Below are 25521 nucleotides of genomic sequence, written 5' to 3' on the forward strand. Positions count from 1 at the left end.
GTTTTATACCTCTTGTTGGCAACCTAACCAGCCTTCACGACCAGAAAAATCTGAACGGATAATTCTCCCAACAGGCAGTGTATCCCTATTTTCTGGTAATAAATCACATAACTTGCAAAACTGAATATCTTGCTGGTGGAGCATATCCAGCAGTGCGTTAAACTGCGGTGCTTTGGACATTCCTTCAACTTCTGTATGAATGGTATAAACAGGAACACCTTGAGCATTTTTGATTGCATCAAGAATAAAGTGGTTAAAATCCGCATCACTGACCTGCGTTCCGACAACTTCATCATAGGTCGGCAATGTCACAGGAATTTGAACAGAACCTAAGCTACCGTCCGGCAACAATGGCCTGAATGGATGTGTTCCCCGACAATCACTGTTGTAGTCAAAACCAAATTGCTGCTTGACTGCCAGTACACGTTCATCTGCCCGCCAGCCAGCCACGGCAGAGCATGTCACAGAGTGTCCTGTCGCTTTTTCCAGGGCATCAATGCCAAGTTGTATCTGTTCTGCCAGTTCTGATTCTGCCCAATGCCCTGCTTTTGCCTGCCAACCCTGATGATCCCACGCATGCAGACCAACTTCATGGCCTGCATCCAGGGTTTTTTTCATCAAATAACCTAAATCTTTTGCAATTTTCTTTCCCGGCCAGGCTGTGCCAGCTAATAGAATATTCAGACCATAAAGAGATACTGCATTTGATCTCAACATTTTCCACAGAAATTTAGGCCTTAGCAGGCGCCACAAATGGCGTCCCATATTGTCTGGACCAACGCTGAAAAAGAAACTAGCCTGAATATGATGACGCCGTAAAATCTTAAGTAATTGCGGCACACCTTCCCTGGTGCCCTGGTAAGTATCTACATCAATTCTTAAGCCAACTTTTTTCATCATATATTCCCTGCATATTCTTTCTTCCTTTTTAGCTCTTTCACCGCATCACGCAAGAAGAAATCCAATGTTTCATCAATGGTTTGTTCCATATTGATCGTGGGTTTCCATCCCAACAGATGTTCCGCGTTTTTAATGCTAGGCTTACGGTGTTCAACATCCTGATACCCCTGACCATAATAACTACTGCTTTCGATTTTCTTGAATCCAGCAAACGGAGGAAAATATTCTCGTAGTTCATGTTTTTCAAAGCTATTCAGCAATATTTCAGCTAATTGACGGATACTGGCCTCATTCGTCGGATTACCAATATTGATAATCTGGCCGTCACACAAACCATTTTGGTTCTCGATAATTCTGAATAACGCTTCAATTCCATCATGAATATCAGTGAAACAGCGCTTTTGCTCTCCCCCGTCAACCAACTTAATAGGGGAACCTTCCACCAGATTTAAAATTAATTGAGTAATTGCTCTTGAACTACCAATACGGGCTGAGTTCAAATTGTCTAACCTTGGCCCCATCCAGTTAAATGGTCGGAACAAAGTAAATTTCAAACCCTCTTTTTCGCCGTATGCCCAAATAACACGATCAAGCAATTGCTTAGAAACTGAATAGATCCAACGCTGTTTGTTGATGGGTCCCACAATTAAACGAGAAGTATCCTCATCGAATTCCTTGTCGTCACACATGCCATAAACTTCAGAAGTGGACGGGAAAATAATCCGTTTATTGTATTTCACGCAATAGCGAACAATTTTCAGGTTTTCTTCAAAATCTAATTCAAAAACACGCAACGGATTACGGGTATATTCGATAGGTGTAGCTATCGCCACTAATGGCAGCACAACATCGCATTTTTTAATGTGGTATTCGATCCATTCGGTGTGAATGCTGACATCCCCTTCAATAAAATGAAAATTCGGATTACCAATAAAACGCTCAATAGCAGAAGAGCCAATATCCATTCCATAGATATCATAATTACCATCGTTCAACAGACGTTCTGTCAGATGATTGCCGATAAATCCGTTAACCCCCAGGATCAAAACACGTTTACGGCGGCTGATTTGTGTTGTGTCTTTTGGCCCAAACCGAATGCCTGTCACAATCCCCATTTCCAAAGCAAGTCGGCTACCCTGTACATAAATACCGGACTCACTCTGTCCACTGACAATCTCTAATGCCCCTTTTCCGCACGCAATAATCAGTGGATCCGCAGAAAGCACAGTTCCTGCCTGTTTATCATGGGCTTTATTAATTGGGAGTGAACGCCAAATAGTAATTTTACGCTCACCAAGGAAAGTAAATGCGCCTGGATAGGGTTCTGTTACCGCCCGGACGAGGTTATTAATCTCTTCGGCAGACTTATGCCAGAAAATTTCCCCATCCTCTGCTGTCCTGCGACCAAAGTAAGTTGCCTGATTTTCATCCTGCGGAATAGAGGGGTAATTATTCGCCTTTATCTGAGGCAGAATATTATTCAATAGCTCAACTGCGGCTTCACGAATTTTGCCATGAATATCCAATGACGTGTCTGTTTTCTCAATTTGTACTGCCTGTTGAGCAACAATATTTCCGGCATCTGCCTTAGCTACCATTTTATGCAGTGTTACACCTGTTTCTGTCTCACCATTTAATATCGCCCAATTAACAGGAGCACGACCACGATATTTAGGTAATAATGAACCATGTAAGTTAAATGCTCCTTTTGTTGCCAGTGATAAAATATCCTGACTGAGCAGATCGCGATAATAAAATGAGAAAATAACATCCGGCTGCATTTCACTAATACGTTCAATCCAGAGTGGATGATTCACATTCTCTGGAGCAAAGACAGGTAAGCCTATATCAGCACCAATATGTGCCACAGAAGAGAAAAAATTATTTTCATTCGGATCATCGACATGTGTAAAAACAGCCTGGATATCAAAACCCGCTCTCACTAATGCATTAAGCCCGACACAACCAATATCATGATAGGCAAAAATAACGGCTTTCATTTTTTTTCTTCCTTAATTACTGTTGGATTTTTAGCTCCAACCACTTTTTGAATAAAATAGCGTGGACGTGCACGAACATCGTTATATATCCGGCCGATATATTCTCCGAGTAACCCCATCGCAACAAACTGTGCACCAATAAACATGAAGAGGATGGCAAATAAAGTAAACACGCCCTCAGCAGCCCAGATAGAACCAAAGATAAGGCGCAAAGCGATCAGCAATACGGCCAACAGGAAACCCGTCACAGCAATAATGCTTCCCACAACACTCAATAACCGTAACGGTGCTGTTGTCAGACAAGTTAACAGGTCGTACATCAGGTTTATCAGCTTCATAAAGCTGTACTTAGAATCACCGAACTCACGCTCTGCATGAGCTACATCAATTTCGATTGTTTTGCGGGCGAATGTGTTAGCCAGAATGGGAATGAATGTGCTGCGTTCATGACACTGTAACATCGCTCGCACAATATGGCGGCGATATGCCCGTAACATACAACCATAATCCCCCATTGAACGCCCCGTTGCTTTTGTGATCATTGCATTAATGAGCTTAGAAGCGGTCTTACGGAACCAAGAATCCTGACGATTGGCACGGCGTGTACCGACAACATCATATCCCTCTTCGGCTGTTTTCACTAAACGGGGGATCTCTTCCGGTGGATTTTGTAAATCTGCATCAAGGGTGATAATAAGATCACCATCGGCCTGATGAAATCCTGCCATAATTGCAGAGTGCTGCCCATAATTACGGTTCAGCAAAATTGCAATGACATAATTTTTAGGATCTTTAGCCGCTTGAGTTAAAATGTCGGCGGAGCTGTCGCGGCTACCATCATCCACTAAAATTAATTCGTATTTTTGCTCAAGTTGTTGACATGCAGATATCGTTCTTTCCAATAATTGGGGCAAACTTTCTTCTTCGTTATAAACCGGAATAACAACCGAAACTTTTTTTATTTTTTCAAACACCACTATCTGCACTCCGCAAGAATTTCCAACACTGCATTCACGACACGATCTACATCATCATTGTTCATATCCGGGAAAAGGGGTAACGAACAAAGTGTTGCCGAATTCCACTCAGATTCTGGCAGAGACAGTGCTGGATAACGTTCCCGATAATATTTTTGTGTATGCGCTGCTCTGAAATGTAATCCTGTGCCGATATTGCGTTCTTTTAAGCGCGTCATGAAAGTATCGCGGTCAATACCGCAAGTACTTTGATCAACACGTACCATGAATAAATGATGAGAGTGTCGATGTTCATATTCAGGCACACTCAACATCTGTAAAGGGGTATCTTTAAGAGCAGAAGAATATCGTACTACCAGCTCCCGGCGGCGGGCATTCATGGATGCCAATTTATTGAGCTGGACAACCGCCACTGCCGCATGAATATCTGATAAGTTATATTTGAAGCCCGGTTCAATAACTTCTGCCTGAGGTTTCCTGCCCTGGACTTGCCGATCAAAGGCATCAACAGCCAACCCATGAAATTTCAAACAACGAACTCGCTGCGCAAGTTCATCACTATCTGTAACCAACATGCCGCCTTCCGCACATGTCATATTTTTGATGGCGTGGAAAGAAAAAATAGCCGTTCCTCGTTCACCGACCCATTCATTCTTATAGCGGGTTCCCACTGCATGAGCGGCATCTTCAATCAAAGGGATATTAGCTTCTTTTGCAACCGTACGCAGGGCATCAAGATCACAGGGCGCACCTGCGTAGTGGACAGGAATAATTGCTTTAGTTTTCGGCGTAATAGCCTGTTTAATCGTTTTGGCATCAACCATCAGAGTATCACGATCCACATCGACCATAATTGGCTCTGCACCTAACAGGCAAATCATATTGATAGTAGAAACCCAGGTTTGGGAAGGCGTTATTACTTCATCACCAGATCCAATACCTAACGACAACAAGGCTAAATGCATCCCCGCCGTAGCAGAATTCAAAGCTATCGCATGCCTGCAACCAAACATGCGAACAAAATCCTGTTCTAACTGTTGGTTTTGTGGCCCTGTTGTAATCCAACCTGAACGTAAAACTTTTTCTACTGCTTCTATCTCTTCATTTCCAATTGATGGACGAGAGAATGGTAAAGAATTATCCATAATCGCCTTGTGTAGCCTGATTTATTTTATGATAAAAAATATCCATTAAAAAATAATAACAAGCGAATAAAATCAGGGCAATCAATAAATTAAAGAAAAATAATCAATTGAAGTGATTGTATTTATGAAAATTAATCATGATTGACCCTCCATAATTTATAGCTATTATTTTGGATATGTCTAATGTTTATTTCAAAAATTTCAGATAAATTTATTTCATTCATAATATCTTGTGGGATACCCGACATAAATAATTTACCATGTAAAAGTAACCATACATTACTAGCTTGTTCGTAAGTATGATTAATATCGTGGCTACTCAATAAAACAGAACCACCTAATATACAAAATTGGTTAATTAACTTATCTAAAATAGCTTGTTGGGTGATATCAAGGTTATTAGTTGGTTCATCCAGAAGTAATAATTTTCCAGCCGGATTCAATTCAGGCCATACCTGCAAAAAAGCACCTGCTAACCTGACTCGTTGCCATTCTCCTCCCGATAATTGCCCAATTGTTGAAGACAGTAATGTAGTCAATTTCAGTTGCCGACAAAGTTCATATAACACCTCTTCTCCTTCAGACAATTGTGCTAACTCAGGGCGGTACATATCCAAATATTGAAAAACAGGCATAACCGGGGCTGAAGCGGATTGAGAGAACCATGCCCGACATTGCGCTAATTCACTTTGTCGATAATCACGCAATTCTTTGCCATTGATATAAATATTGCCACCGTAAGGTAAAACTCCGGCAATTGCTGCAAGCAAAGTGCTTTTTCCTGAGCCGTTCAACCCAACTAAGTGAACTTTCTCGCCAGCTTTTACTGATACAGATAGTGATGCCAGCCTGTTACTAACCGTGATATTATCCAATACTAAAAATGGTTGATGAGTCATGCTATCTTCCCTACTCTTTTATTTCTTTGTTATTCTCTTCGTGCTTTTCCGTAAACTATTAGGCCACTTATTAATGCTCAATGTGTATGACTAGGTGTAGCTATGCTTGGGGTGTTTTTAATAACAACCAGATAAAAACGGGAGCTCCTAACGTTACTGTAACAACACCGATCGGTACTTCAGCATGGGATAAAGACAAACGAGAAATTAAATCTGCCAACAGCAAGCAACTCCCTCCCGCCAATGTACAGGTTGGAAGTAAAGTTTTATGATCCGTAAGGCCAATCAGCCTCAAAATATGGGGAAGCACCAAACCGATAAAACTGATCGTTCCAGCAAGAGCAACACTTAAACCAACCAATAATCCCACAGCCGATACAAATAAATTACGCCATTTATTATGAGATATTCCCAATTGTTGCGCCTGCAATTCCCCCAGGGAGAGATAATTAAGTATCTTCCCGGTTCCACTTAACCAGAAAATAATAGGGAGCAGTGCGATCACCAGCCATATTTGTCGCCAATCAATACCGCTAAAACTCCCCATCATCCAGTACATCAATTGGCGCAAGTCCAGACTGGTGCTGAAATAAACCATCCATGTCATCATGGCCCCGAATACAACACCGAAAGCTACGCCAATTAATAATAAGCGTGCATTAGTCACCCGGTGCCTTTTAGAGAAAGTCAATAAAATCGCGGTCATCAGTAGTGCCCCTAAAACTGCACCGGTACTTAATATCCATAATGGAGCAATACCATGAAAGACAAGGATCAAAAAAACAACCACTACTCCCGCACCATTACTAATTCCCAATAGTCCGGGTTCAGCCAATGGATTTTCAAATAACGCCTGCATAACTGCACCAGACGCTGCCAAACTTGCACCAACGGCAAACACCGCCAGTGCTCTGGGCAATCTTAATTGCCAAATAAAAAGCCGTGCAGGATCAGACAGCCATTGATTGGGCCAAAACCATATTTCCCCTGCGCACAGTGATAAAATAAACAGCCCAATTGACAACGCGAATAAAAGGGCCATCATCCGATAATCACGTTTTCTCTGGCGCGTGATTAATTCAGAGACAGAAAGTGTCGATAAGGAGTATGTAGGTAACATGAAGAGTAAAATTATTCAGAATGGAAAATAAGAAAAAAGACCGCTTAAAGGCGGTCTTTTTATGCATTATTCTTTTGGTAAGGCTTTTTCTACCCGATTTTTCAACTTCTGCCCCGGGCGAAAAGTGACAACTCGGCGAGCAGTAATTGGAATATCCTCGCCAGTCTTCGGGTTACGACCTGGACGTTGATTTTTATCTCTCAAATCAAAGTTGCCAAATCCAGATAACTTAACCTGCTCCCCATTCTCCAAAGAACGACGCACTTCTTCAAAGAACATTTCCACTAGATCTTTAGCGTCACGTTTGCTAATACCCAGTTTTTCAAACAGATTTTCTGACATTTCAGCTTTAGTAAGCGCCATAAGTTCAGTCCCTCAAGGATGCTTGGAATCGCTGTTCTAATGCAGCAACGCATTTGTTAACGGTCGCAGCAATCTCTTCTTCTTCCAGTGTACGCGAGGTATCCTGCAAGATTAAGCTAATAGCAAGGCTTTTACAGCCTTCCGCGACACCTTTACCACAATACACGTCAAATAAGTTTATGCCAACTATATGATTTATGCCAACTTTCTTACATTCAACCAGAATATCTTCTGCGGCTACATTTTCAGGCACAACTATCGCGATATCACGGCGATTGGATGGGAAGCGAGAAACTTCCTTCATTTCAGGAATTATGCGGTCCGCAAGATTGGCCCACAACAATTCGAATACCACGGTGCGGCCATTCAAGTCAAGTTTACGTTCCAGCTCTGGATGAACAACCCCAATATAACCAATGTAATTATTTCCCAGATAAATCCCGGCACTTTGTCCGGGATGCAAAGCAGGATGTTCTTCTGCTTTAAAGGAAATCTCGGATAGTTTACCCGTCAGTTCTAAAACGGATTCTAAATCACCTTTCAGATCAAAGAAGTCAACTGCTTGTTTTTCAATCGACCAGTGTTCATCGAAACGATTTCCGGCGATTACACCGCCAAGCATCAATTCCTGCCGGATTCCATATTCTGCGCTTTCATCAGGCACAAAACGTAGACCTGTTTCAAATAATCGAACTCTATTCTGTTGACGGTTCTGATTATACGCAACAGTAGTCAATAATCCTGTCAACAAAGATAGACGCATTGCAGACATATCAGCCGAAATTGGATTTGGCAGGAGCAATGCTTCTTGCTGTGGATGCAAATATTGCTGGATCTTAGGATCAACAAAACTATAGGTAATGGCTTCCTGATAACCTTTGTCCACCAACATGGTTTTTACACGTTTCAGGGATAAGTTCGCTTCACGATGTGAAATCATTACCAAATCAGCACGTACAGGTACATCAGGGATATTGTTATAACCATAAATACGAGCAACTTCTTCAATCAGATCTTCTTCAACCTGCATATCGAAACGCCAGCTTGGTGCAACTGTTTCCCAACTATCATTATGTTCTGTTACCTGACAGCCTAAACGTGTCAGAATATCGGTGACTTGTTCATCAGCGATATAATGGCCAACCAAACGATTCAATTTGCTGCGAGTCAGAGTGATAGTTGCTGGCTTCGGCAGATGAGACTCACTGGTAACATCGATGATCTCGCCAGCTTCCCCACCACATATAGCAATCAATAACTGAGTCGCATATTCCATCGCTTTGTATTGAAGCTGTGGATCAACGCCCCGTTCAAAACGATGGGAAGCATCTGTATGCAGACCATAACGACGGGCACGACCTGTAATTGCTAATGGTGCAAAGAAAGCACTTTCCAGCAGAATATTCTGGGTTTCAGCATTAACTCCAGAATATTCGCCGCCAAAAATGCCTGCGATTGCAAGTGCCTGCTTTTCATCAGCAATGACGAGAGTATCAGCAGAAAGTTCCGCTTGATTACCATCTAGCAGAGTTAATTTTTCACCCTGCTCTGCCATACGCACGACAATTGAACCGTTTAGACGTTCTAAATCGAATGCGTGCAATGGTTGACCCAATTCAAGTAATACATAATTAGTCACATCAACAGCAGGATCAATAGAACGAATGCCACCACGACGCAGCTTCTCACGCATCCATAACGGTGTCACTGCTTTAACATTAACATTCTTGATAACTCGTCCCAGATAACGTGGGCAAGCTTCTGGTGCATCAACACGAATAGGGAATGTTGCATCTGTAGACGGTTTAACAGAGTCGATCTCTGGCTGAATCATTGACAGTTTATTGATAACCGCAACATCACGTGCAACACCCTGAATGCTCAAGCAATCAGCACGGTTAGGTGTAATGCTGATTTCAATCGCATTATCATCCAGTTTCATGTAATCACGTAAGTCGGTGCCAATTGGCGCATCCGCAGGCAGTTCGATGATACCGTCCTGATCACTGGCAATTCCCAGTTCAGAAAACGAACAAAGCATACCTTCCGATGGCTCACCACGTAATTTGGCAGCTTTTATTCTGAAATCACCCGGTAGTACAGCACCAACAGTAGCAACAGCTACACGAAGCCCCTGACGACAATTTGGCGCACCACAGACAATATCCAACAAGCGATCGCCACCTACATTGACTTTTGTAACGCGCAGTTTATCCGCATTCGGATGCTGAGCACACTCAACGACTTCACCAACAAAAACACCGTGGAATTGACCTGCTACTTTTTCAACACCATCAACTTCCAAACCTGCCATGGTGATCTGATCAGATAATTCTTCACTGCTGATGGCAGGGTTCGCCCATTCGCGTAACCAGAGTTCACTGAATTTCATGAGATATTCCCGCCTTATTTAAACTGTTTAAGGAAGCGCAAATCATTTTCGAAGAAAGCACGCAGATCGGTAACGCCGTAACGCAGCATAGTCAAACGTTCCATTCCCATACCAAAGGCAAAGCCAGAATAAACTTCAGGATCAATACCTACATTACGTAATACGTTCGGATGCACCATGCCACAACCTAATATTTCCAACCATTTGCCATTTTTCCCCATCACATCAACTTCTGCGGATGGCTCAGTAAATGGAAAATAAGACGGACGGAAACGAACTTGCATATTTTCTTCAAAGAAATTGTTCAAAAAATCATGTAGCGTACCTTTCAGATTGGTGAAGCTGATATTTTTATCAATAATCAACCCTTCTATCTGATGAAACATTGGCGAGTGTGTCTGATCATAATCATTTCGGTATACACGGCCAGGGGCAATAATACGGATCGGCGGCTGACGATCTTTCATTGTACGGATCTGAACCCCTGAGGTTTGTGTGCGCAGCAAACGCGTTGCATCAAACCAAAAAGTATCATGATCAGCACGAGCCGGATGATGCGAAGGAATATTCAGGGCATCAAAGTTATAATAGCTATCTTCAATTTCCGGGCCTGATTCAACAGAAAAGCCCAACTCACCAAAGAAAGTTTCGATTCGTTCAATCGTGCGAGTGACAGGATGTAATCCGCCATTTTCCATACGACGGCCAGGCAATGAAACATCGATTTTCTCTGCTGCCAAACGGGCATTCAAAACATTCGCTTCCAATTTGGCCTTACGTACATTCAAAGCTTCCTGGACTTCTTGCTTTGCCTGATTAATAACAGCCCCTGCTGCTGGACGTTCCTCGGCAGGCAAGTCACGCAGCGATGACATCTGGAGAGTTAAATGGCCTTTTTTTCCCAGGTATTCAACTCGCACCAAATCCAACGCGGCAACATCCTGGGCTTCTTCTACGGCTGCTTTTGCTTTTGCAACCAGCTCAGTAAGATGTGACATCGTTTTCCTCTTCCTTCGGCCAGATGGCCTTTTAGTTGTTATCGACTATACCCTCATCAATATTTGTATATCTCTTAATGAGGTCATAGAAATAAAAAAGCCTCCACACTGGAGGCTCAAGCGCTGTTTTTCGTTTCTTTTCTTACGCGCAAAGCCCCCTGATTTCAGGTGTTAAAGTAAAAAAAGAAACGAAAAAAGGCTAATTTCATCATTTTTATTCTCTCTCCTATACCCTTTTTAAGCTGGCTATTTTGTCTGACTAGCAAACTTGTAATAGTAAGCATATTTTTGAAAAAGTAAAAGAGGGAGCGTTGCTCCCTCTTTTAACCTGACTTATGCCAGAGCGCCCTTCGCTTTTTCAACCAGAGCAGCAAATGCTACTTTGTCGAATACAGCGATATCAGCCAGAATCTTACGGTCAATTTCAATCGAAGCCTTTTTCAGGCCGTTGATGAAACGGCTGTAAGACATGCCGTTCTGACGTGCAGCAGCGTTGATACGAGCAATCCACAGTTGACGGAATTGACGTTTACGCTGACGGCGGTCACGGTAAGCATACTGACCAGCTTTGATAACAGCCTGGAAAGCAACACGATAAACGCGCGAACGAGCACCGTAGTAACCTTTCGCTTGTTTCAAAATTTTCTTGTGACGTGCACGGGCAATAACACCACGTTTTACGCGAGCCATATACTTCTCCTATCGTCTCTGAGTTCTAATCTAAAAAATTGCTTATGCGTATGGCAGACAAGCAACAACCAGGCCCAGATCACCCTTGGAGACCATGCCTTTTGGACGTAAATGACGTTTACGTTTAGTTGATTTTTTAGTCAGAATGTGACGAAGGTTAGCGTGCTTACGCTTGAAACCGCCGCTTGCAGTTTTCTTAAAGCGTTTAGCTGCGCCGCGTACTGTTTTAATCTTTGGCATTTTAATATCCACTTCGCATTGTTAATTACAACGAACTAGTAAGGCGAACAGACTCCATCCAAATGGTTAGAGCCTATTACTTGTCTGCCTGACTATTTCTTCTTAGGAGCGAGCACCATGATCATCTGGCGGCCTTCGATCTTCGATGGGAAGGATTCGACTACAGCCAGTTCACTCAAATCGTCACGAATACGGTTAAGCATTTCGATACCAATCTGCTGATGCGCCATTTCACGTCCACGGAAACGCAGAGTGATTTTGGCTTTATCGCCATCTTCCAGAAAACGAACCAGGTTGCGTAGTTTGACCTGATAGTCGCCTTCATCTGTACCAGGACGGAATTTAATTTCCTTGACCTGAATAACCTTTTGTTTCTTTTTCTGTTCTTTGATTGACTTACTCTTCTCATAGAGGAACTTGCCGTAATCCATGACACGACAAACCGGCGGTTCGGCATTGGGGCTGATTTCCACCAAATCAACACCAGCTTCCTCAGCTTTTTCAAGAGCTTCTCTCAGACTGACAATACCAATCTGTTCGCCATCTAACCCAGTTAAACGAACTTCAGAGGCGCGAATCTCTTCATTAATGCGATTTGGGCGCGCCGGTTGAATTCTTTTTCCGCCTTTAATACCTTATTCCTCCAATTGACGAAGATTACGACTGCGTATTTCTGCCAGCAATTTCTCTGTAAACTCGCTGACATCTATGCTACCTAAATCCTTACCTCGGCGGGTACGAACGGAAACTTTTCCTGACTCGACCTCTTTATCACCACAGACAAGCATATAAGGCACTCGACGCAGAGTGTGTTCGCGAATTTTAAAGCCAATCTTCTCGTTTCTCAAGTCTGCTTTTGCACGAATGCCTGCATCTTGAAGTTTTTTAACCAATTCCTGTACATAATCTGACTGACCATCCGTAATATTCATAACAACCACCTGTTGAGGCGCCAGCCATGTTGGGAAGAACCCTGCATACTCTTCTGTCAGAATACCGATGAATCGTTCAAGGGAACCAAGAACAGCACGGTGGATCATTACAGGAACCTTACGTTCATTATTTTCACCGACATATGACGCGCTCAAACGCGCTGGCAGTGAAAAATCAAGCTGCACAGTACCACATTGCCACGCACGATCCAAACAATCATATAAAGTAAATTCGATTTTAGGACCATAAAACGCACCTTCACCAGGCTGGTATTCAAACTCAATACCCTTCATATTCAGTGCTTCTGCAAGATCAGCTTCTGCTTCATCCCACTGTTTTTCAGTACCGATGCGTTTTTCCGGGCGAGTCGATAGCTTAACAACAATCTTCTCAAAACCAAATGTAGCGTATACATCATAAATCATTTTGATGCAGTTACTGACTTCTTGCAGGATCTGCTCTTCAGTACAGAAAATATGGGCATCATCTTGAGTAAACCCACGAACACGCATCAAACCATGTAATGCGCCTGAAGGCTCATTACGATGGCAACTACCGAACTCAGCCATACGCAGAGGCAAATCACGGTAGGATTTTAACCCCTGGTTGAAAATTTGGACGTGGCCAGGGCAGTTCATCGGTTTTACGCAGTATTCACGGCTTTCCGATGATGTGGTGAACATATTTTCTTTATAGTTTTCCCAGTGCCCGGTTTTTTCCCACAGGATACGGTCCATCATGAACGGGCCTTTGACTTCCTGATATTGGTACTCTTTTAATTTGACACGAACAAAAGTTTCCAGTTCACGGAAAATAGTCCAACCATCATTATGCCAGAATGCCATACCCGGCGCTTCTTCCTGCATATGATATAAATCAAGCTGCTTACCAATCTTACGATGATCACGTTTTGCAGCTTCTTCCAGACGCAACAAATAAGCGCTAAGCTGTTTTTTATCCGCCCAGGCAGTACCATAAATACGTTGCAACATTTTGTTATCGCTGTTGCCACGCCAATATGCACCTGCAACTTTCTGCAATTTGAAATGATGACAGAAACGCATGTTAGGTACGTGAGGCCCGCGGCACATATCCACGTATTCTTCATGATGATACAGGCCTGGATGATCATCATGGCTGATGTTTTCATCCAAAATCTGGATCTTATACTCTTCACTACGAGCCGCAAAAGTATCACGAGCTTCCTGCCAAGTGACACTTTTCTTGATAACATCATAGTCTTTCTTGGCAAGTTCCAACATGCGTTTTTCAAGCAGCTCAATATCTTCCTGCGTCAAAGAGCGATCCAAGTCGATATCGTAATAGAAACCGTTGTCAATCACAGGGCCAATGGCCATTTTTGTATTCGGCCACAGTTGCTTAATGGCATGCCCTAACAAATGAGCGCATGAATGACGGATGATTTCCAAACCTTCTTCATCTTTACTGGTGATGATAGCAAGAGTGGAATCAGTTTCAATTAACTCACATGCATCCACCAATTCGCCATTAACACGACCAGCAATACACGCTTTTGCCAAACCAGCTCCGATATCGCGAGCAATATCCATCACAGAGACAGCATGCTCAAATTGACGCTGACTACCGTCAGGAAGAGTAATTATAGGCATTTTAAATCCTTATCTACAGTGGTGACCCACACGAAAGGTCACTTGTATGAAATATTTTACCTTAAAGTTCAATACGTTAATTGCGGGCACTTGCTGCACCATGCAAGTTATGTACATAGTTAAGTACACAAAATTACAAACGACTCATGTACACCGCCTTAACTCGGAAGGGGATGTTATCACCCATATCATTTAGCAACAAATAAAAAGAACAACATAAGTATTGTCATTCTATTAACACATTTCTTTTCGCCAAATAAAGCAGCAAATTTTGTTATGATTTCTCTATTTCAACCCTTGAACATTAATTATCCAACTTATGTTTAGCTAATTCCGTATTTATTTTTTTTATACGTCTCGGAGAGATACTCAAAGTTAAAAAACAAATGCCTAACAATTCTAAGATGATAATAAGGCATATCATCGCTATAAACTCCAAACTGGAGATATTTTGATTATCAATATATAGGGTTTTAAAAACGATGAAAATCATTAAAGCAAAAATAATGATAGACATTAACTTCTCAATCCAATAAGTTATCACATAAGAAACGTCAATTTTTATCTTTGCAAGATCTGCATTCACTACCACATATCTTTTCAATCTTCTAATATCGAATATATAACCTGATTCAATACCGAATGCAGCGAGCTTTATGACCAAGTGTCTGAGTTCCTTTGATTTAATCCTGGTTACTTTAAACATAATCTCAGAGGTAATAATGTCTTTGATATATTTTTTATCTTCCTGACTCAAATATTCATCATATTTTTCAAGATAATCAATATTGTTTGTGAGCCTCCTGTTTCTCAAGAAATTTAAACTGCTATAGAAATTTTTAAGCATTACCCAAATTCCGCCAAGAAATGCAGTCAAAGCAGATAATATTGATGCTATCGCAGAGTAGTTCCTTATTGACCAATCAAGTAAATCATCAAACATACATTCACCATTATAGTTTAATCAAATAACTATAGTATGAACGTCATATTCAAATTTTCCTCTTTCATGTTATTTTTTACTGACAGCATTCAATCTGGTGACATGGAGCTATATCTATGTAAAAAAACGACTCAAAACATGCCAAAAATCACACTATTCTAGGGCGCGATAGGCATTCTTCACTTTCCATAAATAACGAGGTGCTTGCGGTGCAGGGTGATTATTCTGAACATAGTGATAAAATTCGTTCGGCGTCATTCGGTTAATTTTATTAATCGCCAGAGTACGATTGGAATCAAATGTCCGCAATAAGGCCCCTGCACCATTAACATAGGCGACTATTGTCGCATAATATAAAGTTTCAGGATGGATAATCCCTTCCAAGTGCTGCTTTTTCAAAATACTGATATAAGCAGTGCCAAGATCAATATTAGTTTCAGGATCTTTCAACTCTCGCATCGTCGGTTGCCCCGATTTTCCTTTCAATCGATAGGCATCCCGCCCCGCTGTAGAGGCCTTAATCTGCATCAATCCAACCGCATTAGATCTACTGATAACTTCTGGACGGAAACCGGATTCCACCTGGATAATTGCCTTGATCAAAGTTTCATCCACACCATAACGCTTTGCAGCTTGCTCAATAAACCCATCAAATGGCGTTGTTCTGGTTCGACTTGTCAATTTACCAGAACCCAAAGCAACATTATTGCCACTGAATATTCCTTTAGGCGATGGACTATGATTCTTTACTTGATGGGATTCCTGACTGGTACATCCCGTTAACAATATTGCCAGAAAAATATGAACATGAATAAAATTTAATCTCACGAAAATTCTCCTGAACTAAAATTAACCTCATAAAGCATATATAACTTTATAAATAAAATAAAAATATTTTTATATATCTCATCAAAATAAATTGAAGCAGTTATATTCAATAAACTTCAAAACACTAGACAAAGTGCTGTTTTTTTGTTCGCATAGTAATTCTAAAAACAGGAAGAAAATTCAGGAAAGTCTGCAAAATTATCATCCATATGACAACGTCGCCTTGACTTTACAAAGATGATACTGATAATCATTATCAATAATTACAGGCATAAAAAATAAGGATTACACTAATGAACAAAAAATATTCGCTCTCTGTACTCCCGATACTCAGTATAGCCGTTGCTCTCTTCTCGATCCTTCTATTCAGCCAGCAAGCCCATGCTGATAAAAAATTCAGGGTCGTTACTACATTTACCATTATTCAAGATATGGCTCAAAATATCGCAGGAGATGCAGCGATTGTAGAGTCAATCACAAAACCGGGAGCAGAAATTCACGATTATCAACCCACCCCAAAAGATATTATGAAAGCAAAACGGGCAGATTTAATCCTCTGGAATGGCCTGAATCTTGAACGTTGGTTTGAACGCTTTTTCGAAAATATGCAGGATATTCCTGTTGCCGTCATTACCGAAGGCATTACACCCCTTCCAATCCGTGAAGGACCTTACAATCAAAATCCCAACCCACATGCCTGGATGTCTCCGAATAATGCGTTAATTTACATTGAAAATATTCGCAAGGTCTTAGTCAAACACGATCCAGCTAATGCAGACACTTACAATCGCAATGCAAAGATCTATACCGATAAGATAGCTAAACTGGATGCACCACTCAGAGAGCGCCTGTCTCGTATTCCCGAAAATAAGCGTTGGTTAGTCACCAGTGAAGGCGCTTTTAGCTATCTCGCCCAGGATTATGGTTTCAAAGAAGTCTATTTATGGCCGATTAATGCTGAAGCCCAGGGTACACCACAGCAAGTTCGCCGTGTCATTGATACTATGATGAAACATAATATCCCCGTTATCTTCAGTGAAAGTACTGTTTCAGATAAGCCAGCAAAACAAGTCAGTAAAGAGACCGGTGCTCATTATGGCGGAGTGCTTTACGTTGACTCTCTTTCTACATCAAAAGGCCCAGTGCCGACTTATATTGACCTACTGAATACAACAGTAGACACCATAGCAAAAGGATTTAATCAATGAGAAACACATCGTCACTATTTGAACATCCACATTTATTGGTTAATAACGCTACTGTTACTTACAACAATGGGCACACCGCAATCTACGATGCCTGTTTTGATATTAAAGGCGGCACGATTTGTGCTTTAGTCGGTATGAACGGTAGTGGAAAATCCACATTGTTTAAAACCATTATGGGATTAGTGACACCGTCTCAAGGAAAAGTGACTCTCAATGCCCAATCCATTAAAACAGCATTAAAACAAAATATCATCGCATACGTTCCACAAACCGAAGATGTTGACTGGAATTTTCCGGTTCTGGTTTCGGATGTTGTGATGATGGGGCGCTATGGAAAAATGGGGTTCCTACGCAGGCCCAGTAAAATCGACCATCAAATCGTGAACAATTCACTTGAGCGTGTCGGGCTGATTGAACTACGCGACCGCCAAATTGGTGAGCTTTCCGGCGGACAGAAAAAACGGGCATTTCTGGCACGGGCACTCGCTCAAGAAGGAAAGGTTCTGCTACTAGATGAACCTTTTACCGGAGTAGATGTTAAGACAGAAAACGCTATTATCGATTTACTCCGTGATTTACGTGATGAAGGGCACTTAATCTTAGTATCAACACATAACCTCGGTAGTGTTCCCGAATTTTGCGACCACGTTATTTTGATTAATCGAACAGTCCTGGCCAGCGGCCCAACTGAAACAACATTCACTCAGAAGAATCTGGAAATGACATTTGGCGGTGTCTTACGCCATATCAATCTTTCTGGGCCCGAACTCCATGATGACGACGACCCACGCTCCCTCACTGTCATTACCGATGACGAACGTGCCGCCGTATTTTATGGTCATGACCATCATGTCCCCCCACGACAAAATCAAAAACAGAAGGACAGTCAGCCATGATGGAATTGTTGTTACAACCATTTAATTATAACTACATGGTTAAGGCTATGTGGGTAAGTGCTATTGTCGGTGCTGTCTGTGCTTTTTTATCAGCCTATTTAATGTTGAAAGGTTGGTCGTTGATGGGTGATGCTCTCTCCCATTCTGTTGTACCCGGCGTTGCCGGTGCATATGCTCTTGGTTTACCTTATGCTGGAGGCGCTTTTTTTACCGGTATGCTTGCAGCATTATCAATGACACTTGTCCGTCACATCACACGATTACGTGAAGATGCAGTGATTGGTTTTATCTTTTCCACTTTTTTTGCCGCCGGGTTATTGATCGTTTCTTTAAACCCGACTTCTGTCAATGTGCAGACGATTATTCTCGGCAATATTCTGGGTATTGCTGATGAAGATGTTTTACAAGTAGAAATTATTATTGCCGTCTCCTTCGTGATCCTGATGCTGCTCTGGAAAGATCTGCTGGTCGTTTTCTTTGATGAAGTCTATGCCCGATCTATTGGCTTATCACCACTACGCCTGAAAATTATTTTCTTTACCTTATTAAGTGCCTGTACTGTTGCTGCCTTACAAACAGTAGGAGCCATTCTGGTTATTGCTATGGTAGTCACGCCCGGAGCAACGGCCTATTTGCTGACAGATCGTTTTAAATACCTACTCATCATTTCAGTTGCTATTGGCTCACTAACAAGTTGTGCAGGCGCTTACATAAGCTATTTCCTCAATGGTGCAACCGGTGGTGTGATTGTCACAATACAAACTCTGATTTTCTTATTGGCTTTCTTTTTTGCACCTAAGCATGGCATGTTAGCTTCCCGCAGACGAGCCAGAAAAGAATCTCAAGCATTAACTCAAGGAGGACATCCATGAGTACACTAATTGAACTCATCACGGAACCCTTTCTGCATGATTTCATGCAACGCGCTATTTTGGCGGCTATCGTTGTGGGTACAGTCTGCGCAGTACTGTCATGTTATTTAGTGTTAAAAGGCTGGTCATTGATGGGAGATGCCATCTCTCACGCTGTTTTACCGGGTATCGTTCTGGCATTTGTCGCAGGTATACCACTTGCGATCGGCGCTTTCCTGTCAGGAATATTCTGTGCATTCGCCACCGGATATCTGAAAGAGCACAGTAGGATCAAAGAAGATACCGTTATGGGTGTTGTATTTTCTGGCATGTTTGCATTTGGTCTAGTACTTTTTACCCGTATAGATACGGAACAACATCTGACTCATATTCTGTTTGGCAGTATACTCGGAATTACCGAAAATGAATTGATCCAAACACTCTGCATTGCAGGATTCACGCTGGCAGTTGTACTGCTGAAACGCAAAGACTTCATGCTCTATTGCTTCGACCCCAATCAAGCAAAAGTGGTTGGCCTGCCAGTAAAACTGCTCCACTATGGCTTGTTGTCCCTTTTAGCTCTAACCATTGTCGCTTCATTACAGGCTGTTGGTATTATTCTGGTCATTGCTATGCTGATTTCCCCTGGCATTATTGCTTTTATTCTCTGCCGGAGTTTTGATCGAATGTTGATTGTTGCCATAATAGCATCTGTTTTATCAAGTGTTTTAGGCACAATAATCAGTTTCCATATTGATGGTGAAACAGGACCATGCATTGTTATCATTCAGGCTATTTTCTTCACATTTGCCGTTATTTATGACCAAATAAAATTAGCTAGAAAGAAAACACATAGGAAGTTGACCAAGGACATATTCTCTCCATCATTATGAGTCTTCAATAAAATCAAATTAAAGGGCTATATCTGATTTAAATATAGCCCTGTCAATGGCATTTAAATTCCTTTTTAATCTGTTCAATCGTTGGTTCTGTATGTAATATGAGCATAGTAATTGTCAACTTAATGAGGTGAGTCATGTGGCAAACTGTTAGCCGTCTATTAAGTGAACATTTTGGTGAGGCAGAAATCCGTCATCAAACGGAGTTATCAGGAGGTGACATTCACCGCTCGTGGTCCATTGAGTATGGTGAACAACATATCTTTGTTAAATCCAACACGAAAGAGATGTTGACTGTTTTTAAAACAGAGGCAGAACAGTTGGAATTATTAGCGCGTAGTAAAACAACACGCATACCTGAAGTTTACGGTGTTGGGCATGATCGTAGTCATAGTTTTCTTATACTGGAATACCTTCCTATAAAACCATTTGATGCTCACAACGCGTATTGCTTCGGCCAACAACTTGCCAGACTGCATCAATGGAATGAACAACCGAAATTCGGTTTTGATTTTGACAATATGCTTGGGACTACAATACAGCCTAATGGGTGGCAAAAACGCTGGAATCAATTTTACGCAGAAAAGCGTATTGGCTGGCAATTACAACTTGCAACAGACAAGGGAATGGTATTCGGGAATATCGATTCCATTGTCCAAAAAATCAGTGATAAACTGCATTCTCATCAACCTGAACCCTCTCTATTGCATGGTGATTTATGGCCAACAAATTGTGCATCATTAAACAACAATTGCGCCGTAGCATTTGATCCTGCATGTTATTGGGGAGATCGTGAATGCGACCTTGCTATGCTCCCTTTCTATCCTGAATTGCCTCTGCAAGTTCTTGACGGTTATCAAAGTGTTTGGCCATTACCGTCAGGCTTTATTGAACGACAACCACTTTATCAACTCTATTATTTACTGAATCGCTGTAACCTTTTTGGTGGCGATAATTTTATTGCTGCGCAAACCATAATCGATAATATATTATCTGAATAATCATTCTGGCTATCTACAGAATAAAGGAAAATTTATTTTTTCAAATCTAATCCAATGGTTAAAGTTATTAATTAGATTTTATTTAGTTATTGTTTTTTATAAAAATGCAAATAAAAATAAAGCAATTAAATAAATAATAAAAATTAATCACATCAGTTAAATTTTATTATTCCAAATTTACGAGTATTATGTCTATCCGATATCAGAGTGCTATTTCAAGCAGTTCTCCGTTCTATTTTTGGATATACCAATAAGCTGCGGAGTTAACTACTCTCGCAGCTATCTTATATATTACCAACCTAATAATTTCGATAAAAAATAGGCGATTGCGCCGATAATAATGGGTGATATATAAAGAATGAATATTTGGCTGAATAATGAATGGCGTGGAAATTTGATTTTAGATTCCAACTGTTCCTTAGTTACATCGCTCTCTTTAGCTTTCTCAAAGATCATATGATCTTCAATTTGTTCCTTAATGAATTTGAATTGGCGGTATATCCTCAAACCAGATGCACTCATTGCCAAGCCAACAAACATCAGAAAATAGATAATCAAAAAACTGACATTTGCCCCTGTGATCATTGCCATATAGTCTGGAGTTGGAGAGTGCTTCCAAAAAAAATCCAAAAATGGTGTGTTGAATTTGATCATTTCAGCCATCATTCTCAAAAAATCATTCAATACTGCATTAATACCCTCACCTTTAACCTCATGTTGCCATATCAGGTTAACCACTGAAACTAAAGTTGACAGAAAAGCGGGGACAAAAATAATCCAACCCAACAGCCGCTTAGCAATAGCAACATGTCTTGCTTGTTGATACGTCATTAATACTCCTCATGAGCATATACCCAATAGATTTCAAGCCATAACGCGACAGTAAGTGAACGAATCTCCAGAAGCATAGATAGCTATTCTAGACAAAAATCAGTTAAATATTAGTGTTATGTGTTAATAAATAAAAGATTTTTATTGTATACCCCTATTCAACTTATACAAAACCCTCTATACTAGTGCGCACTGTATACATAAACAGCAATATATACCAATATAACAAACAATTCAGTATAAATAATTATGACAGCAGAAGGGCATCTTCTCTTTTCAGTTGCCAGCCTTGTATTGGCTCATCAGCTAGAAATTACTCCAGAAATAGCACAGGGGGATTGGTTGCATATGCTTCCTGGTGTACTTTTGGCTTCTTTATTACCTGATATTGATCATCCACATTCAACGTTAGGCAGGTTATTCCGTTTTATTTCCATTCCTATTGCACGACTTTGTGGACATCGTGGATTTACACATAGCCTATTAGCACTCGTTGCTGGCATTATTCTCTTTCAGACCAAAATGCCTGCTGACTGGCCCATACCAACTGACTTTTTCCATGCCATGATAGTAGGTTATATCAGCCATTTGGTTGCAGATATGCTTACGCCAGCAGGCATCCCTCTCTTATGGCCACTAAAAATGCGTTTCCGAATACCTATATTAAGGGGAAAAGAGCGCAAAAAAGCGGAACGATTTATAGCCGTTTTGCTTGTAGTGATTGCTATTTTCATTCCACAATACATTGACTTATCGTTTATGCACTATTTAGACAAACTACCATTCGATAAGCTGCCTCTTGATAAGTTAAATATCGATAAATTACAAAATCTATATAAGTAATTGAGTTTATTTTTGGTGAAACCATAACCCCATCTTTTCAATGGGGTTAACTTAAAACATAAGTATTTCTTTTTTATTTTTACTAGTCACTTTCATCTTCGGTGTCGCTATTTTGTTAGTTATGGACTCCTATTATGATGTAATGATATGAAATATATTCATTATATAATTCCATAAAACTCATATATCATTGGGTAAATTCCTGCATATTGTTACCAAACCTAAACAAGGTGCAAATAAATTGCATAAGAATATATAACTAATTGCACTAGATAGTGATAAATAATTATATTATATTCCTTTTAATTATAAGAAAGCCAATTCTTATATTGATATCATGTATAGTTAATAGAATATATGGTGCAACTTCTTGTTATAACCTGAAGTAAGCATATCCCATACAAAAAAATCATATTAGTCAGAATATTGGAGACTGGGGATGAATTTACCACTCATTATTAATGTGCTGATTTTCGCAGCACTACTCGTCGTATTCGCTAAAACGAGTTCAGATCAATGGAGCCTATCCAAGAAAGTCCTTATGGCTCTGATTATAGGCGTTTTTTTCGGATTGGCATTAAATGTGATTTATGGTGCACACAATCCTGTTGTGAAAGAATCAATTAAGTGGTTCAACATCGTCGGTAATGGTTACGTACAATTGTTACAGATGGTCATTATGCCATTGGTTTTTGCCTCTATACTGAGTGCAGTTGCACGCCTGCATAAGGCGTCTTCTTTAGGCAAAATCAGCTTCCTGACTATCGGTACTCTACTGCTCACTACCGCCATTTCCGCTTTAATTGCTATTGTTATCGCCAATATGTTTGGCTTGACCTCTGCTGGATTAATCCAAGGCACGCAAGAAACTGCGCGTCTGTCGGCGATTGAAGCAAACTATATTAATCGAGTATCAGACCTGAGTATACCGCAATTAATCCTCTCTTTTATTCCTAAAAATCCATTTGCAGATCTCACAGGAGCAAGTCCAACTTCAATTATCAGTGTAGTAATTTTTGCAACATTCCTGGGAATTGCAGCATTACAAATGATAAAAGATGACCGCGAGCGTGGTGAACGAGCGCTTGTTGCTATCGATACTATGCAGGCATGGGCAATGAAACTTGTCAGACTGGTTATGCGCCTCACTCCATACGGTGTAATGGCATTAATGACTAAAGTTGTTGCCAGCTCCAATATTCACGATATCGCACAATTAGGTAATTTTGTTGTTGCTTCCTATGTCGCTTTAGCTCTCATGTTTGTTGTACACGGTGTTCTTCTGGCATTGACCGGCATTAACCCACTGAAGTTCTTCAAAAAAGCAGGTCCTGTACTGACATTTGCCTTTACCAGCCGTTCGAGCGCTGCAAGCATTCCATTAAATGTTGAGACACAAAGCCGTCGTCTTGGTGTTCCGGAATCTATAGCCAGTTTTTCTGCTTCATTCGGAGCAACTATCGGTCAAAATGGCTGTGCCGGTATTTATCCTGCAATGTTAGCAGTCATGGTTGCTCCAACTGTTGGCGTTGATCCTCTTGACCCTCTATGGATCGCAACTCTCATTGGTATCGTGACAGTCAGCTCTGCTGGTGTAGCTGGTGTGGGTGGTGGTGCTACATTTGCTGCGCTTATTGTTCTGCCTGCAATGGGATTACCTGTTACTTTAGTCGCTCTGTTGATCTCTGTTGAACCTCTTATTGATATGGGCCGCACAGCATTAAACGTCAACGGAGCAATGGCAGCTGGCACAATTACCAGCCAATTAATGGGTAAGACTGATAAAAAAACATTCGAACAAGATGAAGTAATATTACGTCAATCTTAATCAAGATCAATTCATTCCTCTCTTCCCTCATCTTTGTATCTCAGTACAAAGGTGAGGTTCAAAATCTTATCCCCTTCTTTTTCCTCCATCCAAACTTTCTCAGTTCAGTTCCATTTCTTTCTGACAAACAGCATCAAAAAAGCCGGAGTTCAATCTGAATCCCGGCTTTTACTTTAATTAATTTTAAAGCTCTCATCTAAAAATCAGAGAAAAACGTTACTTTAAATACTCCCCGCTACGCAGAGCTTCAATACGTTTATCTAATGGAGGATGAGATAAAAACAGCTCGCTGAAACTTTTAGACTTACCATTAATACAAAACGCCATCATGCTGCCTTCTTCCTGAGGCTCATAACTGGTTTTGAGACGTTGTAACGCAGCAATCATTTTTTCACGTCCGACAAGTTTCGCTGACCCTGCATCTGCGTGAAATTCACGGTAACGAGAGAACCACATTGTAATGATGCTTGCCAGAATACCAAATACAATCTCCAGAACCATAGAAAGGATCATATAAACAATAGGGTTACCGTTACTGCTGCTTTCGCTCTCATCATCGCTGCTGGACAGGAAACTTGCAGCCGCTTGTGCGATGATACGAGAAATAAAGATAACGAATGTGTTTACAATCCCTTGCAATAACGTCATTGTTACCATGTCACCATTAGCAATGTGGCTAATCTCATGAGCAATTACAGCTTCCGCTTCATCACGACTCATGTTATTCAGTAGTCCAGTACTAACAGCAACCAAAGAAGCATTACGGCGAGCTCCTGTCGCAAATGCGTTAATATCAGGTGCATCATAAATGGCAACCTGTGGCATGGTAATACCAACCTGATCAGACTGGCGACGGACAGTTTCCATCAGCCAAAATTCCATTTCGTTAGACGGCTTTTCAATAACTTGCCCACCAACAGAACGTAATGCCATCCATTTCGACATTAACAAAGAAATAAATGCACCACCAAAACCAAACAACCCAGCCATTATCATGAGACCAGCTACACTACTTCGCTGAACTCCTGTGAGTGAAAGTATTATCCCAAACACTACCATAACAGCCAGGTTAGTGAGCAGGAACAAAGCAATTCGCATCATATAA

The 25521-nt window shown here is 41.0% G+C and carries 24 protein-coding genes and 1 other annotated feature; of the genes, 7 read left to right on the forward strand and 17 right to left on the reverse strand.

Features of this window, described 5'->3' with window-relative positions; translation table 11 throughout:
- Positions 1-3: 3 nt before the first annotated feature.
- From arnD to AAC147_RS08720, 15 genes are all read right to left on the reverse strand, one after another.
- A complete protein-coding gene (arnD, locus tag AAC147_RS08650; protein ID WP_047680185.1) occupies positions 4-897 on the reverse strand; it encodes a 4-deoxy-4-formamido-L-arabinose-phosphoundecaprenol deformylase in 894 nt (297 codons plus the stop codon).
- On the reverse strand, positions 897-2900 hold the full coding sequence (gene arnA / locus AAC147_RS08655; RefSeq protein WP_047680187.1) for a bifunctional UDP-4-amino-4-deoxy-L-arabinose formyltransferase/UDP-glucuronic acid oxidase ArnA: 2004 nt from the start codon (positions 2898-2900) through the stop codon (positions 897-899). Before arnA ends, arnD begins: the two co-directional genes overlap by 1 nt.
- A complete protein-coding gene (gene arnC, locus AAC147_RS08660; protein WP_187649338.1) occupies positions 2897-3880 on the reverse strand; it encodes an undecaprenyl-phosphate 4-deoxy-4-formamido-L-arabinose transferase in 984 nt (327 codons plus the stop codon). Before arnC ends, arnA begins: the two co-directional genes overlap by 4 nt.
- Positions 3877-5022 (reverse strand): UDP-4-amino-4-deoxy-L-arabinose aminotransferase, encoded by a 1146-nt coding sequence (gene arnB, locus AAC147_RS08665; RefSeq protein WP_047680191.1) that lies wholly within the window; start codon positions 5020-5022, stop codon positions 3877-3879. The genes arnC and arnB overlap by 4 nt, the downstream gene beginning before the upstream one ends.
- Before the next feature lie 131 nt (positions 5023-5153).
- Complete coding sequence (btuD, locus tag AAC147_RS08670; RefSeq protein WP_047680194.1) at positions 5154-5921, reverse strand: vitamin B12 ABC transporter ATP-binding protein BtuD; 768 nt, start codon at positions 5919-5921, stop codon at positions 5154-5156.
- 100 nt (positions 5922-6021) lie between these two features.
- Complete coding sequence (gene btuC, locus AAC147_RS08675) at positions 6022-7041, reverse strand: vitamin B12 ABC transporter permease BtuC (RefSeq protein ID WP_052189439.1); 1020 nt, start codon at positions 7039-7041, stop codon at positions 6022-6024.
- 66 nt (positions 7042-7107) lie between these two features.
- Positions 7108-7404, reverse strand: a complete 297-nt coding sequence (gene ihfA, locus AAC147_RS08680; protein WP_038233943.1) for an integration host factor subunit alpha — start codon at positions 7402-7404, stop codon at positions 7108-7110.
- Positions 7405-7408: 4 nt separating this feature from the next.
- Complete coding sequence (pheT, locus tag AAC147_RS08685; protein ID WP_047680196.1) at positions 7409-9796, reverse strand: phenylalanine--tRNA ligase subunit beta; 2388 nt, start codon at positions 9794-9796, stop codon at positions 7409-7411.
- A 14-nt stretch (positions 9797-9810) separates the two neighbouring features.
- The gene (gene pheS, locus AAC147_RS08690) at positions 9811-10794 is read right to left on the reverse strand and encodes a phenylalanine--tRNA ligase subunit alpha (RefSeq protein ID WP_047680198.1); all 984 of its coding nucleotides are present in this window, start codon (positions 10792-10794) and stop codon (positions 9811-9813) included.
- A 90-nt stretch (positions 10795-10884) separates the two neighbouring features.
- Positions 10885-11009 (reverse strand) — a sequence feature (Phe leader region).
- A 118-nt stretch (positions 11010-11127) separates the two neighbouring features.
- Positions 11128-11484, reverse strand: a complete 357-nt coding sequence (gene rplT / locus AAC147_RS08695; protein ID WP_010847342.1) for a 50S ribosomal protein L20 — start codon at positions 11482-11484, stop codon at positions 11128-11130.
- A gap of 42 nt (positions 11485-11526) precedes the next feature.
- A complete protein-coding gene (rpmI, locus tag AAC147_RS08700; RefSeq protein WP_006118955.1) occupies positions 11527-11724 on the reverse strand; it encodes a 50S ribosomal protein L35 in 198 nt (65 codons plus the stop codon).
- 92 nt (positions 11725-11816) lie between these two features.
- A complete protein-coding gene (gene infC / locus AAC147_RS08705) occupies positions 11817-12356 on the reverse strand; it encodes a translation initiation factor IF-3 (RefSeq protein ID WP_072032493.1) in 540 nt (179 codons plus the stop codon).
- A 3-nt stretch (positions 12357-12359) separates the two neighbouring features.
- Complete coding sequence (gene thrS, locus AAC147_RS08710) at positions 12360-14288, reverse strand: threonine--tRNA ligase (protein WP_047680206.1); 1929 nt, start codon at positions 14286-14288, stop codon at positions 12360-12362.
- Positions 14289-14592: 304 nt separating this feature from the next.
- Positions 14593-15231, reverse strand: a complete 639-nt coding sequence (locus AAC147_RS08715) for a hypothetical protein (protein WP_047680207.1) — start codon at positions 15229-15231, stop codon at positions 14593-14595.
- Between the two features lie 153 nt (positions 15232-15384).
- Positions 15385-16059, reverse strand: coding sequence for a transglycosylase SLT domain-containing protein (locus tag AAC147_RS08720; RefSeq protein WP_369793134.1), 675 nt, complete (start codon positions 16057-16059; stop codon positions 15385-15387).
- A gap of 293 nt (positions 16060-16352) precedes the next feature.
- Here AAC147_RS08720 and AAC147_RS08725 point away from each other — a divergent pair, with 293 nt between their 5' ends.
- The 5 genes from AAC147_RS08725 (at position 16353) to AAC147_RS08745 (ending at position 20914) form a co-directional block, all read left to right on the forward strand.
- Positions 16353-17267, forward strand: coding sequence for a metal ABC transporter substrate-binding protein (locus AAC147_RS08725; protein WP_047680211.1), 915 nt, complete (start codon positions 16353-16355; stop codon positions 17265-17267).
- On the forward strand, positions 17264-18163 hold the full coding sequence (locus tag AAC147_RS08730) for a manganese/iron ABC transporter ATP-binding protein (protein ID WP_047680213.1): 900 nt from the start codon (positions 17264-17266) through the stop codon (positions 18161-18163). Before AAC147_RS08725 ends, AAC147_RS08730 begins: the two co-directional genes overlap by 4 nt.
- Complete coding sequence (locus tag AAC147_RS08735) at positions 18160-19035, forward strand: metal ABC transporter permease (RefSeq protein ID WP_047680215.1); 876 nt, start codon at positions 18160-18162, stop codon at positions 19033-19035. The genes AAC147_RS08730 and AAC147_RS08735 overlap by 4 nt, the downstream gene beginning before the upstream one ends.
- Entirely contained in the window at positions 19032-19907 is an 876-nt protein-coding gene (locus AAC147_RS08740) for a metal ABC transporter permease (protein ID WP_047680217.1), read from the forward strand. Before AAC147_RS08735 ends, AAC147_RS08740 begins: the two co-directional genes overlap by 4 nt.
- Positions 19908-20050: 143 nt before the next feature.
- Positions 20051-20914 (forward strand): fructosamine kinase family protein, encoded by an 864-nt coding sequence (locus tag AAC147_RS08745; RefSeq protein ID WP_047680219.1) that lies wholly within the window; start codon positions 20051-20053, stop codon positions 20912-20914.
- 291 nt (positions 20915-21205) lie between these two features.
- Here AAC147_RS08745 and AAC147_RS08750 read toward each other — a convergent pair whose 3' ends face one another.
- Entirely contained in the window at positions 21206-21745 is a 540-nt protein-coding gene (locus tag AAC147_RS08750) for a YniB family protein (protein ID WP_047680221.1), read from the reverse strand.
- Between the two features lie 249 nt (positions 21746-21994).
- On the opposite strand from AAC147_RS08750, the gene AAC147_RS08755 reads away from it, so the two are divergent.
- Both AAC147_RS08755 and AAC147_RS08760 read left to right on the forward strand, forming a co-directional pair.
- Positions 21995-22588 (forward strand): metal-dependent hydrolase, encoded by a 594-nt coding sequence (locus tag AAC147_RS08755; RefSeq protein ID WP_047680223.1) that lies wholly within the window; start codon positions 21995-21997, stop codon positions 22586-22588.
- Between the two features lie 439 nt (positions 22589-23027).
- Complete coding sequence (locus AAC147_RS08760) at positions 23028-24416, forward strand: L-cystine transporter (RefSeq protein WP_047680226.1); 1389 nt, start codon at positions 23028-23030, stop codon at positions 24414-24416.
- Between the two features lie 216 nt (positions 24417-24632).
- Here AAC147_RS08760 and htpX read toward each other — a convergent pair whose 3' ends face one another.
- On the reverse strand, positions 24633-25517 hold the full coding sequence (gene htpX, locus AAC147_RS08765; protein WP_047680228.1) for a protease HtpX: 885 nt from the start codon (positions 25515-25517) through the stop codon (positions 24633-24635).
- Positions 25518-25521: the final 4 nt, after the last annotated feature.

Origin of the sequence: Xenorhabdus sp. NBAII XenSa04, from assembly GCF_963866145.1 — a bacterium.
Classification (GTDB): Bacteria; Pseudomonadota; Gammaproteobacteria; order Enterobacterales; family Enterobacteriaceae; genus Xenorhabdus; species Xenorhabdus indica.

Bases quoted from the DNA above. Each gene is read 5' to 3' on its own strand.
- pheS (WP_047680198.1), bottom strand. From the start codon at position 10,794: ATGTCACATCTTACTGAGCTGGTTGCAAAAGCAAAAGCAGCCGTAGAA.
- pheT (WP_047680196.1), bottom strand. From the start codon at position 9,796: ATGAAATTCAGTGAACTCTGGTTACGCGAATGGGCGAACCCTGCCATC.
- btuC (WP_052189439.1), bottom strand. From the start codon at position 7,041: ATGTTACCTACATACTCCTTATCGACACTTTCTGTCTCTGAATTAATC.
- rplT (WP_010847342.1), bottom strand. From the start codon at position 11,484: ATGGCTCGCGTAAAACGTGGTGTTATTGCCCGTGCACGTCACAAGAAA.
- arnD (WP_047680185.1), bottom strand. From the start codon at position 897: ATGAAAAAAGTTGGCTTAAGAATTGATGTAGATACTTACCAGGGCACC.
- AAC147_RS08715 (WP_047680207.1), bottom strand. From the start codon at position 15,231: ATGTTTGATGATTTACTTGATTGGTCAATAAGGAACTACTCTGCGATA.
- AAC147_RS08725 (WP_047680211.1), top strand. From the start codon at position 16,353: ATGAACAAAAAATATTCGCTCTCTGTACTCCCGATACTCAGTATAGCC.
- AAC147_RS08730 (WP_047680213.1), top strand. From the start codon at position 17,264: ATGAGAAACACATCGTCACTATTTGAACATCCACATTTATTGGTTAAT.
- rpmI (WP_006118955.1), bottom strand. From the start codon at position 11,724: ATGCCAAAGATTAAAACAGTACGCGGCGCAGCTAAACGCTTTAAGAAA.
- AAC147_RS08745 (WP_047680219.1), top strand. From the start codon at position 20,051: ATGTGGCAAACTGTTAGCCGTCTATTAAGTGAACATTTTGGTGAGGCA.
- AAC147_RS08760 (WP_047680226.1), top strand. From the start codon at position 23,028: ATGAATTTACCACTCATTATTAATGTGCTGATTTTCGCAGCACTACTC.
- htpX (WP_047680228.1), bottom strand. From the start codon at position 25,517: ATGATGCGAATTGCTTTGTTCCTGCTCACTAACCTGGCTGTTATGGTA.
- AAC147_RS08735 (WP_047680215.1), top strand. From the start codon at position 18,160: ATGATGGAATTGTTGTTACAACCATTTAATTATAACTACATGGTTAAG.
- arnB (WP_047680191.1), bottom strand. From the start codon at position 5,022: ATGGATAATTCTTTACCATTCTCTCGTCCATCAATTGGAAATGAAGAG.
- AAC147_RS08750 (WP_047680221.1), bottom strand. From the start codon at position 21,745: ATGACGTATCAACAAGCAAGACATGTTGCTATTGCTAAGCGGCTGTTG.
- btuD (WP_047680194.1), bottom strand. From the start codon at position 5,921: ATGACTCATCAACCATTTTTAGTATTGGATAATATCACGGTTAGTAAC.
- arnA (WP_047680187.1), bottom strand. From the start codon at position 2,900: ATGAAAGCCGTTATTTTTGCCTATCATGATATTGGTTGTGTCGGGCTT.
- ihfA (WP_038233943.1), bottom strand. From the start codon at position 7,404: ATGGCGCTTACTAAAGCTGAAATGTCAGAAAATCTGTTTGAAAAACTG.
- AAC147_RS08740 (WP_047680217.1), top strand. From the start codon at position 19,032: ATGAGTACACTAATTGAACTCATCACGGAACCCTTTCTGCATGATTTC.
- thrS (WP_047680206.1), bottom strand. From the start codon at position 14,288: ATGCCTATAATTACTCTTCCTGACGGTAGTCAGCGTCAATTTGAGCAT.
- AAC147_RS08755 (WP_047680223.1), top strand. From the start codon at position 21,995: ATGACAGCAGAAGGGCATCTTCTCTTTTCAGTTGCCAGCCTTGTATTG.